At 58.3% G+C, this 13,623-nt stretch carries 11 protein-coding genes; 2 read left to right on the top strand and 9 right to left on the bottom strand.

Features of this window, described 5'->3' with window-relative positions; all coding sequences use genetic code 11:
* The first annotated feature begins 214 nt into the window (after nucleotides 1–214).
* Nucleotides 215–1,663, top strand: coding sequence for a tRNA uracil 4-sulfurtransferase ThiI (gene thiI / locus EDF82_RS11435; RefSeq protein ID WP_123755678.1), 1,449 nt, complete (start codon nucleotides 215–217; stop codon nucleotides 1,661–1,663).
* A gap of 120 nt (nucleotides 1,664–1,783) precedes the next feature.
* Here thiI and yajL read toward each other — a convergent pair whose 3' ends face one another.
* Nucleotides 1,784–2,377, bottom strand: coding sequence for a protein deglycase YajL (yajL, locus tag EDF82_RS11440; RefSeq protein ID WP_123755679.1), 594 nt, complete (start codon nucleotides 2,375–2,377; stop codon nucleotides 1,784–1,786).
* Nucleotides 2,340–3,251 carry a 2-dehydropantoate 2-reductase gene (gene panE, locus EDF82_RS11445; RefSeq protein ID WP_123755680.1) on the bottom strand — a complete coding sequence of 304 codons (912 nt, stop codon included), beginning with the start codon at nucleotides 3,249–3,251 and terminating at the stop codon, nucleotides 2,340–2,342. The genes yajL and panE overlap by 38 nt, the downstream gene beginning before the upstream one ends.
* Before the next feature lie 183 nt (nucleotides 3,252–3,434).
* On the opposite strand from panE, the gene EDF82_RS11450 reads away from it, so the two are divergent.
* A complete protein-coding gene (locus tag EDF82_RS11450; protein ID WP_123755681.1) occupies nucleotides 3,435–3,926 on the top strand; it encodes a YajQ family cyclic di-GMP-binding protein in 492 nt (163 codons plus the stop codon).
* A gap of 79 nt (nucleotides 3,927–4,005) precedes the next feature.
* Here the strand turns inward: EDF82_RS11450 and EDF82_RS11455 are convergent, their stop codons facing one another.
* From EDF82_RS11455 to EDF82_RS11485, 7 genes are all read right to left on the bottom strand, one after another.
* Nucleotides 4,006–5,370, bottom strand: coding sequence for an MFS transporter (locus EDF82_RS11455; protein WP_123755682.1), 1,365 nt, complete (start codon nucleotides 5,368–5,370; stop codon nucleotides 4,006–4,008).
* 155 nt (nucleotides 5,371–5,525) lie between these two features.
* The gene (locus EDF82_RS11460; RefSeq protein ID WP_123755683.1) at nucleotides 5,526–6,704 is read right to left on the bottom strand and encodes a Gfo/Idh/MocA family protein; all 1,179 of its coding nucleotides are present in this window, start codon (nucleotides 6,702–6,704) and stop codon (nucleotides 5,526–5,528) included.
* A 117-nt stretch (nucleotides 6,705–6,821) separates the two neighbouring features.
* Complete coding sequence (locus EDF82_RS11465) at nucleotides 6,822–8,222, bottom strand: MFS transporter (RefSeq protein ID WP_123755684.1); 1,401 nt, start codon at nucleotides 8,220–8,222, stop codon at nucleotides 6,822–6,824.
* Nucleotides 8,223–8,641: 419 nt separating this feature from the next.
* A complete protein-coding gene (locus tag EDF82_RS11470) occupies nucleotides 8,642–9,652 on the bottom strand; it encodes a Gfo/Idh/MocA family protein (protein WP_123756218.1) in 1,011 nt (336 codons plus the stop codon).
* Between the two features lie 5 nt (nucleotides 9,653–9,657).
* Nucleotides 9,658–11,025 carry an aromatic acid/H+ symport family MFS transporter gene (locus tag EDF82_RS11475; RefSeq protein ID WP_123755685.1) on the bottom strand — a complete coding sequence of 456 codons (1,368 nt, stop codon included), beginning with the start codon at nucleotides 11,023–11,025 and terminating at the stop codon, nucleotides 9,658–9,660.
* A 10-nt stretch (nucleotides 11,026–11,035) separates the two neighbouring features.
* Nucleotides 11,036–11,854 carry a sugar phosphate isomerase/epimerase gene (locus EDF82_RS11480; protein ID WP_123755686.1) on the bottom strand — a complete coding sequence of 273 codons (819 nt, stop codon included), beginning with the start codon at nucleotides 11,852–11,854 and terminating at the stop codon, nucleotides 11,036–11,038.
* Between the two features lie 80 nt (nucleotides 11,855–11,934).
* Nucleotides 11,935–13,623, bottom strand: coding sequence for an FAD-dependent oxidoreductase (locus EDF82_RS11485; protein WP_123755687.1), 1,689 nt, complete (start codon nucleotides 13,621–13,623; stop codon nucleotides 11,935–11,937).

The following is a 13,623-nucleotide window of genomic DNA, read 5'->3' on the forward strand; positions in this document are numbered from 1 at the left end:
ACAGACGTCGTCCTTTCGCGGATTTGTTCCCGAAAGCGTGCGCAACCGCTGCCGGCAGGCTCGTCGCGTGCCTGTAGCGATGGCCTGCCCCGAATGATTTTATGTAAAACCCGCAATGGTGATATACTGCGCTCCCTGGATGCAGGCACTACGGTGCGCTGCAGTACATCTTTTGCTTAAAGCCCGTCGGGCTTGCCAACGAACTATTGTCGCTATGAAGTTTATCATTAAATTGTTCCCGGAAATCACCATCAAAAGCCAATCCGTGAGATTGCGCTTCATTAAAATCTTAACCGGGAACATTCGTAACGTTCTCAAAAACTATGATGAGACGCTGGCCGTTGTCCGTCATTGGGATCATATCGAAGTTCGCGCGAAAGACGAAAATCAGCGGCCGATCATCCGCGATGCGCTGACCCGAATCCCCGGTATCCATCATATTCTGGAAGTCGAAGACGTGCCGTTCACGTCGCTGCACGATATTTTCGAGCAAACGCTGCCGCTGTGGCGCGAAACGCTGGAAGGCAAAACCTTCTGCGTGCGCGTAAAACGTCGCGGTAAGCATGAGTTTACCTCTATCGAAGTGGAACGCTACGTCGGCGGTGGCCTGAATCAGCACATCGAAACCGCGCGCGTGAAGCTGACTAATCCGGATATCACGGTCAATCTGGAAATCGAAAACGATCGTCTGCTGCTGGTGAAAGGGCGTTACGAAGGTATCGGCGGTTTCCCGATCGGGACTCAGGAAGACGTGCTGTCGCTGATTTCCGGCGGTTTCGATTCCGGCGTTTCCAGCTATATGCTGATGCGTCGCGGCTGCCGCGTGCACTACTGCTTCTTTAATCTGGGCGGTGCAGCCCATGAAATCGGCGTTCGCCAGGTGGCTCACTATCTGTGGAACCGCTTCGGCAGCTCCCACCGCGTCCGCTTCGTGGCGATTAACTTTGAGCCGGTGGTCGGTGAGATCCTCGAAAAAGTTGACGATGGCCAGATGGGCGTGGTGCTCAAGCGCATGATGGTTCGCGCGGCGTCGAAAGTCGCTGAACGTTACGGCGTACAGGCTCTGGTGACCGGTGAAGCGCTGGGCCAGGTTTCCAGCCAGACCCTGACCAACCTGCGGTTGATCGACAACGTCTCCGACACGCTGATTCTGCGTCCGCTGATCTCGCACGATAAAGAGCACATTATTAACCTGGCGCGGGAAATCGGTACTGAAGATTTTGCTCGCACCATGCCGGAATACTGCGGCGTGATTTCGAAGAGCCCGACCGTGAAAGCGGTGAAGGCGAAGATTGAAGCGGAAGAAGAAAACTTCGACTTCAGCATCCTCGATAAAGTGGTCGAGGAAGCGAATAACGTTGATATTCGCGATATCGCCCAGCAGACCCAGCAGGACGTGGTGGAAGTCGAAACCGTGACCGGCTTCGGCCCGAACGACGCGATTCTGGATATCCGCTCTATTGACGAGCAGGATGACAAACCGCTGAAGCTCGACGGCGTAGACGTGGTGTCATTACCGTTCTACAAGCTGAGCACCAAATTCGGCGATCTGGATCAGAGCAAAACCTACCTGCTGTGGTGCGAACGCGGTGTGATGAGCCGTCTGCAGGCGCTGTATCTGCGCGAGCAGGGCTTTGAGAATGTGAAGGTATATCGCCCGTAACCACGACGAGCGACGGTCATCCCGGATAGCGGCATTGTCATGCCTTATCCGGGCGACTAAAGCCGTATTGGTGGCAGTAACCCCGCGAAGCGCAACGCCAGCGGGGAAATCCCAGGCCTGTCAGGCTTCGTAGAAGTTATAAATCCCCGCCGCCATCACCAGCTGTGATGCGACCTCATAGGCCGTTTCACGCCCGACCAGCAGATCGATCATTTTGAGCGCAAAATCAATCGAGGTTCCCGGCCCCTGGCTGGTGAGCAGGTTGACCCGTGGGTCCCAGACGACACGCTTATCCTGCCACTGATCCGGCGGAATGCGGTCCTTTAACGCCGGAAAGCCCGTCATATTGCCGATCGGGAAAAGGTTATGCGGCACCAACACGGTGGCGGCAGCGGCGCAGATAGCAGCAACGATGCGCCCGGAGAGATGAAACTGCCTGACCGTCTCCACCAGCAGCGGGCTGTCGCGGAAATATTCCGCGCCTTTAATGCCGCCCGGCAGGACGATAATGTCGTAATCGCCATCCGCTACTTCTACCAGCGGGGCATCGGCCAGCAGCTTCACGCCGCGCGAGCAGACCACGGTCAGGCTGCCATCGCTGGCGACGCTGGCGGTGGTTACCTGCACGCCGCCACGGACCAGTAAATCGATGGTGGTGACCGCTTCGGTCTCTTCGCTACCAGGGGCGAGGCAAATCAGTGCCGACGCGCTCATATTCATTCTCCTTACGCTTTACCAGTTCAAACAAGCGGGCATTTTCCGGTACGGCAAGCCCGTGGGCGCGAGCGCGCTTTAGCAAAAAACCGGTGATATAGTCGATTTCCGTATGACGCTGCGCGCGAATATCCTGCAGCATCGAAGAGATATTTTCTGCCGTACTTTCAATGACCTGATGGACATAAAATAACAGGTTTTCCGGTGAAGTATGAATACCTTCGCGTTCCATGACCGCCGCCACCTCGCGGCAAATCACCTCGACTTCCTCGGGATAGTGGCGTAAATCGCCGTTCCGGCACTCTTTTAAGGCGGTCAGCGGGTTAATGACACAGTTGACCGCCAGCTTGCTCCACGTCGCCGGCAGAATATTATTGTGCCAGGCGACGTCCGGCAGAACGTTTTGCAGGACGTCGGCAAGATAGCTGTAATCCTCCGGGTAGGGCTTTGCCGGGCCAATATGGGTGGTGCCGTTGGCGACGTGAACAATCACGTTACCATCGCGGCGCGCGGCCTGGGTGGTAGAGGCCAGCAGCAGCGGCTGCTGCACGCCTTTTAGCTCATCGATCGTGCCCATGCCGTTATGGATAAGCAGAATTGGCGACGAAACGGGCAGGATAGAGGCCAGATTCTTTACCGCAGTGGAGACCTGCCAGGCCTTTAATGTGACCACCAGCAGGTCGCTGCTGGCGAGAAAGTCGGGATCGTTAGCGGTGAGCGATTCATTAAAGATGGTGCCGTCAGTCTCGATCAGGTTGACGCTACAGAAGGGTTGCGGGACGCGTAACCAGCCCTGGACTTCGTTTGCGTGTTTGTACAACGCGGTAAGCCACAGTTGCCCCAGTGCACCGCATCCAAGTACGGTTACTTTCATTATTCCTCCTCACCTGCGACGTCCTCAGGCATTCATAGCTAAAGTATATACTCGTTGCCCTTCCGGCTGCAGCCTGGCACAGGTTTAGTATGACATCATCGGCTATGCTTGCGGGATAAGCAGTTGAGTTATGCCGCGTTGCGGGTATTATGCAACGCAAAAGCAACAGAAGGAGAGGAAAAGATGCCATCTTTCGATATTGTCTCTGAAGTCGATCTTCAGGAAGTTCGAAACGCCGTAGAGAATGCGACCCGTGAAGTTGAGTCGCGTTTTGATTTTCGTAACGTTGAAGCGAGCTTTGAGCTGAACGAAAAAAACGAGACCATCAAGGTCCTCAGTGAATCTGATTTCCAGATTAACCAGCTGTTGGATATTCTGCGCGCGAAGCTGTTAAAACGCGGTATTGAAGGCAGCTCTATCGAAGTGCCTGACGAGTTCGTACACAGCGGTAAAACCTGGTTTGTTGATGCCAAACTGAAGCAGGGTATTGAGAGCGCGATGCAGAAAAAAATCGTTAAGCTCATCAAAGACAGCAAGCTGAAGGTGCAGGCGCAGATTCAGGGTGAAGAGATTCGCGTGACCGGTAAGGCGCGTGACGACCTGCAGGCCGTGATGGCGCTGGTGCGCGGTGGCGATCTGGGGCAGCCGTTCCAGTTCAAAAACTTCCGCGACTAAGTCGGGATTTTTGCCACGCTGGCGCGAGTGCTTTTCGCCGAACGCCAGCCAGTAAAAAGCGGGGACTTCCCCGCTTTTTTTACGCCCCTTTGATGGCCTGCTCAATCTCGAAGCGGTTGGTCACCTTGCTGTCGATCTTGATATACACCGAGCGTTCGTCGGCGATAACCAGCGCCTGCTTCACGCCATCTTTCGCCAGCAGTCGCTCCTGCAGCGTTGCATCGGCCACCACATCATCAGGGATTTCGACCCGCAGACTGCTGACATACGGCGGTTCGCTCATCGTCCCGGCCACCAGCAGCCACAGCATCGCCAGCAGCGCGCCGAGCAGGAACACGGTTTGTGAATCAAAATAGCCATCGACCCAGCCGCCCAGCGAGCCGCCAATTGCCACCCCGAGGAACTGGCTGGTCGAATAGATCCCCATGGCGGTCCCTTTGTAGCCCGCCGGCGACTCTTTGCTGATAAGCGATGGGAGCAGCGCTTCCAGCAGGTTAAAGGCCAGGAAGAACAGCTGAACGCCGGCCACCAGCTCCCAGAAGTAACCCCCGGCGCCCCACAGCACGATTTCCGCCACCAGCAGAATCGCGACGCAGAACACGAAGACATGCTTCATCTTACGCTTCACTTCGGCGTAGATGATAAACGGTACCACTGAGACAAACGACACCAGCATGGTGACCAGGTAAATTTTCCAGTGCTCGGCGGCAGGGAAACCGGCGGCCTCCAGCTGTCCCGGCAGGGCGACAAATGTCGACATCAGCATGATGTGCAGACACATGATGCCGAAGTTAAGCTTCAGGAGTTTGGGTTCGGCAAGCACTTTACTGAAGCAGCCTTTCACCATCCCGGACTCACGGTTCAGGACATGATTATGGCTGTTAGGGACGACCCACAGCGTCAGCAGAATACCGATACTGGCGAGGATGGCGATCATCCAGAACAGGGCGTGCAGACCCAACTGGTGGGTGATAATTGGTCCCAGCACCATGGCAAGCGCAAAGGTGACGCCGAAGCTGACGCCGATAAAGGCCATCGCCTTGGTGCGGTTCTGTTCGCGGGTTAAATCGGAGAGGAGCGCCATCACCGCGGCGGCAATCGCGCCGGACCCTTGCAACGCGCGCCCGAGGATAATGCCCCAGATAGAGTCGCTGAGGGCGGCGATAATGCTGCCGATCACGAAGATAAGCAGCCCACCGACAATCAGTGGTTTACGGCCAATCCGGTCGGAAAGCAGGCCGAACGGGATTTGAAACACCGCCTGCGCCAGACCATAGATGCCAATGGCCAGGCCAATTAACGCCTCGCTGGCGCCTTGTAAAGCCATACCGTAGGTGGTCAGAACCGGCAGAACCATAAACATGCCGAGCATACGCAGCGAGAATACGGTTCCCAGACCCCAGGTTGCGCGCAGTTCACCTGGCGTCATTTTGTTATCGTTCATTACCACCTCAATCTAAAAACTGCGACTAGTGTAGTGGTGGCGGCCAGAAGCGTAAATAAATGTTTGTTTAACAGATATTACGACTCTGTTGCAGGGTGAGGTAAGCGTGGGGAAAATAACGAAACCAGTGGGGAAGCCCCACTGGCCGGTAGCACTTATTGTAAATTAAAGTCAACCCACTGGCTGCCCGCGTCGGCGGATTTGACGCACTGTTCAACCCAGTACACCCCGTGCAGGCCCGCCTCAACGTCCGGATACCAGAAGTTTTCCAGGAAGGCGCGATCGTTGCGGTCCATGGCATCTATGGCCAGCGCATAGCGACGATAGAGGTTTGCCCAGGCTTCAAACAGCCCTTCGGGATGGCCGCCGCCAATGCGGTCCTCTGCCAGCGCTGCGGGACTGAGATAATTCATGCCGCGCTCGAGAACCCGCGCCGGTTCGCCCTGTACCTCATAGCTCAGTTGGTTAGGGCGTTCGTCCCACCATTCGATACTGGCTTTTTCACCGACAACCCGCACCTTTTGCGAGTGCATCGCTCCGCTGTTCACCGCGCTGGTCCACATGGAGCCGACGGCGCCGTTATCATATTCCATCAGCACGAAGGCGTTATCTTCCAGCGGCGCCCGGGATTTCACGAAGCTCTGGCGGGAACACATCAGACGGCGAATGTTGAGATGAGGCACCATGGTTTCGGCGACAAACAGCGGGTGGGTGGCGAGGTCGCCCAGCACATAGCTCGGGCCGGCATACTTAGGGGTCACGCGCCAGCGGGTCGACTCTGCCTGCAGTTCGACGGCTTCATTATGGAATCCGTGGGCAAACTGCATCGTGATAATGCGGATCTGCCCGAGCAGGCCGTCTGCAATCATCTGCCGCGCCTGCTGAATCATCTGATAACCGGCGTAGCCGTAGGTGACGCCGACGATTTTATTGTGCTTTCTGCTTAAGGCCAGCAGCTCCTGAGCTTCGGCGGCGGTAAAGCACAGCGGTTTTTCACACACCACGTGCAGCCCTGCCTCCAGCGCTGCTTTGGTGATGGCGAAATGGGTATTGTTCGGCGTGGTCACCGAGACGACTTCAATCCCGTCAGGGCGCAGCGCTTCTTCGCGAAACAGCGTCTGGTAGTCGGCGTAGCAGCGTTCCGGCATCACCCCGAGCTGCTCGCCAAACTGGCGCCCGCGTTCAGCATCAATATCAAATGCGCCGGCCAGCAGAGTGAAGACATTATCGCGCAGCGCGGCAGAGCGGTGGCTGTAGCCAATCTGGCTGGTGGATCCGCCGCCGACCATGCCCCAACGCAGGGAGCGAGACAGGGGTTTGGTGCCGTTTAACATGGTGATCTCCTGTATAGAAACGACATATAAAAACTACAAACAGCCGATAACAGATAAAGGCGACCCACGGACCAGTTTTGGCTGTGAGTCGCGCGATGGTTGGTGCTCACTACCGGGCTACATCTCGCCGCGCGCCTCGCGCCGTTTTAGCTCGTCCATGATCTGCGGATACTGTCGGTCCAGGCGGTAAAACAGCAGGGTAATAATGACGATGATCCACAGGAAGAATGAGCCGTAGACGTAAACATGGTTGATCATATCGATCGCCGTTTGCGGCTGAACGCCTGCACCGCTGCTGGAGCTGACGTAGCCCGCCATGCTGAGCAGGCCGGAGATCACCGCCGCCGCGATCCCGGCGCCAAGCTTGGTCCCAACCGAGCCGGCGGAGAAAATCATCCCCTCTTGTCTGACCCGGGTCTTCCACTGGCCGAATTCGACGGCGTCGCCACAGAAGCCAAAGAGTACGGCGTTCAGCGGCGCGAAGCCGATGCCGCGAATAATGGCGTTTGCCAGAGTGGCGTGGTAGTCGCCGGAGCTAAACATAAACATCACCTGACCCAGCGTCGCCAGTACAATCCCGCACAGGGCCACGTTGCGTTTACCGTACTTGCGGATGGGGATAGAGCTGAGAAAGGTGAAAATAATGATACAGGCGGTTTCGGCCACGAAAATGGAACTGTAGAAGGTGTCATCGCCGAGCACATAGCGGCAGTAGTAAGGCATGGCGATCCCCACCACGGTGTAGTAGACGCTCTGGGCGGTCCACAGAATCGCGCTGGCCCAGAAGTACTGGTTACGGAACAGGGCGCTGAGCTGGGTTTTGACCGGCACTTTCCCCTGTTTTTCCCGTGCTTTGATCACCACTTTCTCTTCACACTGATAGAAACAGAACAGCAGCAGCAACAACGCCAGAAACGCCCAAATCGCCATGGTTTTGATCCATGCGGCCTGGTCATCGCCGAAATATTTCACCAGCGGCAACGTACAGGCCACGGCGAGGATGCGCCCGAAGGGGGACATCGACATGCGGGTGATACTGAGTAAATCCCTCTCCCATGAGGTACGGGTCATCATGGCCGAGAGGCTGCCGTAAGGGAGGTTGATCGCGGTGTAGCAAATGGTGGTGCAGAAGTTATAGGCCACCAGCAGATAGATGAACTGCAGCGTTGCGGTGGTCTGTGGCACGGTGAACAGCAGGATCGCCGACAGGGCGTAGGGAACGCTCATCCACAGCAGCCAGGGGCGGGATTTGCCCCATTTTGAGTTGGTGCGCTCCACCACCAGGCCCATGATCACATCCGAGACGCCATCAAACAGACGTGATATCAGCATTACCAGGCCCACCGTCGCGATGCTGATCCCGACGTAATCGGTATAGAACAGCGTTAACACCGTGCCGATCATGCCAAACACGACGTTGCAGGCGGTATCGCCACCGCCATAGGCGATTCGGGTGGTCCAGGTCAGTTTATCGCCACGCGTTGCTGTGGGAGAGAGAAGGAGCTGTTGTTCACTCATAGTCTATTCCTTAGTCGGGGAACACGTAAGGACCTCTGCGCCGGCGCCACCGACACAACCTCATCCTGAAGAATGGTTAGCAATAAATGAAAATGTTTATTTCATTTAGCTATTATATGAAATTAAATTTTTATTTGTGAGATGAGGATCTAAAAATGATAAAGATCATAAATAACGTTTAACATTTACATAAAAGCGGTTAAATGCCATTAATAGCGCAGAAAATCAGCGTATTAACCATGGTGTTATTAATGAGACTGGCAAGAATACAGCAGAAGAGTGGGGAAACTGTGAGGTGAATCGATAAGGCATGATATTTTCATTTTAAAACATATTGAAATTTATTTTCTTTTTTACCTGTTATCAGCAAATGAAAAATGAAAAAAGCAGGTACAGCGAGCGGCCGTACCTGCAGCGGATCAGGCCGTTTCGCCTGCTGCCTGCTGAATGGCGGCAATCACCTCCAGCGACCGGAGCGCGTCGGCGGCATCGATCAGCGGTTGCTCCTCGCCGGCGATCACCCGGATAAAGTGGCGCAACTGCAATTCGAACGGATCGATAGGCTCGACGCTGAGCCGGTCGCTCTGCAGCGGATGCAGCCAGCCGCGCTCTTCGCCGTAGCGCCACCACTGCATCTGCGGGATCGCCAGCGCGCCGAGGGTGCCGGAGATCAGATAGCAGTTTTCCGGGGTGTGGGCGTAGATAGCATTTTCCCCTGAGTTCATCTCCCAGCTCCAGGGGCCGACGCCGCAGTCGGTGAGTACCGCGCTACCCAGCGCTCCGCTGCTGAAACGCAGGTTAACCACCGCGCTGTCTTCATTGGCGAACTGCCGCACGGCGTGGGACGTAAAGGCCTGTACCTGCTCGATTTCGCCAAACAGATAGCGCATCAGGTCAATATCGTGCACCAGGTTGACCAGCAGCGGCCCGGCGCCGGGTTCGCGTCGCCAGGCGACATCAAAATAGTCGTCCGGCTTTTGCAAAATCCAGTGCGCAGAGACGCTGACGATGCGGCCCAGTTGACCGCTGTCAATCAACGCCCTGGCGGCGGCGATAAGCGCGTTATGCCGCCGGTGATGGCCCACCAGTACCGGAACCTGATGGCGCGCGGCGGCATCGACCAGCGCTCTGGCGCCTTCCGGGGAGTCGGCGACCGGCTTTTCAACCAGCACCGGGATCCCACGTTCAATACAGGCGAGGGCGCAGGGGACATGCAGCTTGTTGGGCGTGGCATTGATGACCCCCTGAGGGCGCGCGGTCTCGAGCATGGTCTCCACGCTGTCATACCACGGCACGCCCAGAGACTGCGCCAGCGCCTGTGCCTGCGGCGAAGGGTCGGCGAGGGCCACAAGCTCCACCTGCGGATTGTTGCGGATCACCGCGATATGTTTGCGCCCGATGGCGCCCGCGCCGATAACGGCAAGACCCATTTTGCTCACGACAAGCTCCTTATTGAGGGAGAAGAAGGGGAGGCGGGTTGCGCATCGGCATCGGTGGCAAACAGCCCTTTGATGAGTAGCCCAATCACGGTTAACGCCGCCGGGATCCCGAGGATTAAGAACACGCTTTCGAAGCTGAGATTTAGCGCCATCATCTCGGCGCCGGCAAAGGCGCTGAGGATCGCGCCGATCCGGCCAACGCCGTGCATCCAGCTGGAGCCGGTGGCGCGGGCCTGGGTCGGATAGTAGCGGGCGGAGAGCGCGTTCATGCCGGTATTGGCGCCGTTGAGGCAGGCCCCGCTGACGAAGGCCAGCAGGCACAGCAGCGTAAAGCTGGCTGCGGCATAGCCCATCGCCATGGTAAACAGGCCGCCGATGGCATAAATCAGCCCCAGCGCCCGATGCGGGTTAATGCGGTCCATCAGCCATCCGGCAAACAGGGAACCGACGGTGCCGCCGGCCTGATAAATGGCGGTCATGATGGCCGCCTGACTGACGGTGAGCCCAACCTCTTTTACCAGCGTCGGCAGCCAGCTGCCGAGGATATAGACCAGAAACAGCCCCATAAAATAGACCAGCCACAGCATCATGGAACCGAGGCGATACTGGCGGGAGAGGACAAGACGCATGGCGCTGCCATGAACGGGCTGGGTCGGGAGGGTGAATTCGGCATCATCGGCGATCTGCCCCGGATAGAGCTGCTGCAGGATCTTGCGGATACGCGCCGCGGGCGCACCTTTGACCACCAGAAAACGCACCGACTCCGGCAGCAGCCAGATCAGCAGCGGCGCAAACAGCAGCGGCAGGATCCCGCCGAGCGCCATCAGCGAATGCCAGCCAAACTGCGGGATCAGCCATGAGGCGGAAAACCCGCCTGCGGCAGCGCCGAAGGTAAACCCGCAAAAAATCACCGTAATCAGAAAGGATCGCTGGCGCTCGGGGGCATATTCCGACACCAGGGTGCCGATATTGGGCATCGCCGCGCCCAGCCCCAGCCCGGTCATAAAGCGGAAGAAAATCATCTGTTCGATGTTGTGAGAGAAGGCGGTAGCAATGGTCCAGAAGCCGAAGAAAAAGACGCTGTTGATGATGATTTTTTTGCGCCCCAGCCAGTCGGCGAGCGGCCCGGACAGCATGGCTCCCAGCGCCAGGCCAATCAGCGCGGCGCTAATGACAAATCCGAGTTCATAGTTGCTGACGCCCCATTCATGCTTCAGCGTCGGGGCGATAAACCCCATGATCGCAATATCAAAACCATCGAGGGCAATCACGCAGAAGCCTAAGAAAACCACCAGTTTCTGAAAGCGGCTGAGCGGATTGCGGTTGATTAACTCTCTGACATCCAGGCGTTGAGTCTGTGTCATCGGTTTTTCCTTATGCGCAGGGACGCAGGTAAGCCTGCGCGGCGTTGAACAGTAACTGTGCGCGGGTGAGGGCCGGCAGGGCGCCCTGGTCACCGCTTAACGGAACTTCCAGCGATACCGGCAGCGTGGTCGGCAGCGCGGACATCAGGCCGTGCAGATCCAGCCCACCTTCACCGGGGACGTTGCGCGCGGACCGCGCCTGGCGGATCAGCTCCTGTTCGTTATCGGGGGTCTGCGCCGGGGCATCGCACAGCTGCATATAGTTGAGGCATGATGGCGGCAGGGTGGCGAGGCTGGAGAGCGACTCTCCGGCGCGCCAGAAATGGATGGCATCAACCAGAATGCCGATGTCCGAACGCCCGCTGGCGGCAATCAGCCGCTGGGCGTCGGCGAGGGTGCGTAAGCGGGTCCACGGCATCGGCTCCAGATTCATGGTTAACCCGTAGGCCTGGCCCGCTTCTGCGAGCGCGGCAAGGTTCTGCGCACTGCGTGTCAGGTTATCGTCATTGCCGGCTACCAGTACCTGGCGGGCTCCCAGCCGCGCGGCGGTTTCGAGAAAACAGTTCAACCGCGCGTCGATCGCAAAGTCGTGAGTCAGACGCAGGATTTCAACGTCCGACACCTGGATACCGGTCTCCATTAACGCTGCCAGGGTGTTGCGCACGGTGGCGGTGTCGCCGAGCATATCGTAGTCAGGATCGGTCGGCGTGGCGGGAAGCAGGCGCAGGCCGACGTGGGTAAAACCGGTTTTTGCCGCGATCCGCACCTGTTCCGGGGGCGGAACGTCGAGCACGGTGAGGGCGGCGAGTGACAGGGTACGCATGTTCATAAAAGGCTCCGGTACAGTTACAGGTGATTGTTGTTATGTGTACTGCCGTCCCTGGTAAGATGTTGTTTATTGCCTTGTTTTTATTGTGTTTGCTGCCAGTTTTTACCGACCAGATAGCCAAAGGTCATCGCCGGGCCGAGGGTGATACCGCCGCTGGGGTAGTAACCCTGCATCACGCTCGACATATCGTTGCCAATGGCATACAGGCCTGAAATCGGTTGCTGCTGCGCATCGAGAACCCGTGCCTGTTCATCGGTTTTCAGCCCGCTAAACGAGCCCAGTGAACCGGGCAGAATACGCACGGCATAAAACGGGGCCTGGGTCAGCGGCCCGAGCGTCGGATGATGCGGATGGCTGGCATCACCCTGCGCCCGGTTGTAGGCCGAGGCACCACGTTGAAACTCCGGGTCTTCGCCTTGGGCGGCGAAAGTATTAAAGCGGGCCACCGTGGCGGTCAGCTGCCCGGCATCGATGGCGCATTGTTCCGCCAGCCCGGCCAGCGTATCCGCCGTGCGAAGATAGCCCGTGCGCAGCCATGCCGCCGGTGAAAAGGGAAACGGCCGCGCATGGCCCAGACCGTAACGGCGCAGGGCCCGGCTGTCGGCGATAAGCCACGCGTTTGGCTGCTCACCCGGCGGGGTGGCCGCCAGCAGCGCGGCGATAAAGTCATGATAAGAGTCGGCTTCGTTGGTGAAGCGCGTGCCGTCAGGCAGGACGGCGATAAACCCCGGCTTCGCCCGTTCGACCAGATGCGGGAAGACCAGCTGCAGGCCGCTGGCAAGGGTTACCCGGGAGACCGGCGCCCAGGCCATGGCGTGCTGCAGGGTGGTATCGAACTGACCGCCGACCGACTCCCCGAGGCGGATCCCCTCGCCCTGATTGCCCGGCGGGGCGGCGGAGAAGTGGCCATAGCCGTCCACGGCGTGCGGCACATGTTGCGCCAGACGCTGGCGATCGTGAGGGAAGCCGCCGCAGGCAAGGATCACCTTGCTGGCGTGAACCGTCATCTCACCGTCATCAGTACGAAGCACCGCGCCGTTGACGCCGTCATCGCTGGTCAGCAGCCGCACCACCGGGGCATTCAACGTCATGGTAACTCCGGCATCGAGGGCCGAGCGCAGCAGACGCGCCATCAGCGCGTTGCCGTTAACCAGATGCTGCCCGCGTCCGGCGCGCAGCCGTTGCCATCCGTGGCGCAGCAGACGCCGGGCGGCATACAGCGCCGATCGCGGTGAGCGGGTGGCGTTAAAAAAGTGCGCCATATCGGCGCCGCCGGCGATGCCCATGCCGGCGAGGCTGATGGTTTCCAGCGGCGGGCGCAGACGATGCAGCCAGTCCCCCAGCAGACGCCCATCGTAGGGTTGCGCGGTCACCGAGCGTCCGCCCTGGGCGTAGCCCGGCGAGGTATGAAAGTCGGGCATTTTACTGCCGGAGAGAAACTGCACCGCGGTATGGCGGCGGAAGAAATCAATCATCTCCGGGCCATACTGCAGGAAGTTGAGCAGGCGGGCATCGGCGGGCTGTCCGCCCATTTCATGCTGCAAATAGGTCAACGGCGCGTCGTCATCCTCCTGAATGCCCTCTTCGCGGGCCAGCGGATTCTGCGGGATCCACAGCCAGCCGCCAGACCAGGCGCTGGTGCCGCCAATCACCGACTCCTTTTCCGCCAGCAGCACGCTGGCGCCGTTGAGGGCGGCGGTTACCGCGGCTGCAAGCCCCGCGGCGCCGGAGCCGACCACCAGCACATCCACCTGTTTTTGCCCGCTCAT

It is taken from the genome of Klebsiella sp. BIGb0399, assembly GCF_003752615.1.
GTDB lineage: Bacteria > Pseudomonadota > Gammaproteobacteria > Enterobacterales > Enterobacteriaceae > Klebsiella > Klebsiella lignicola.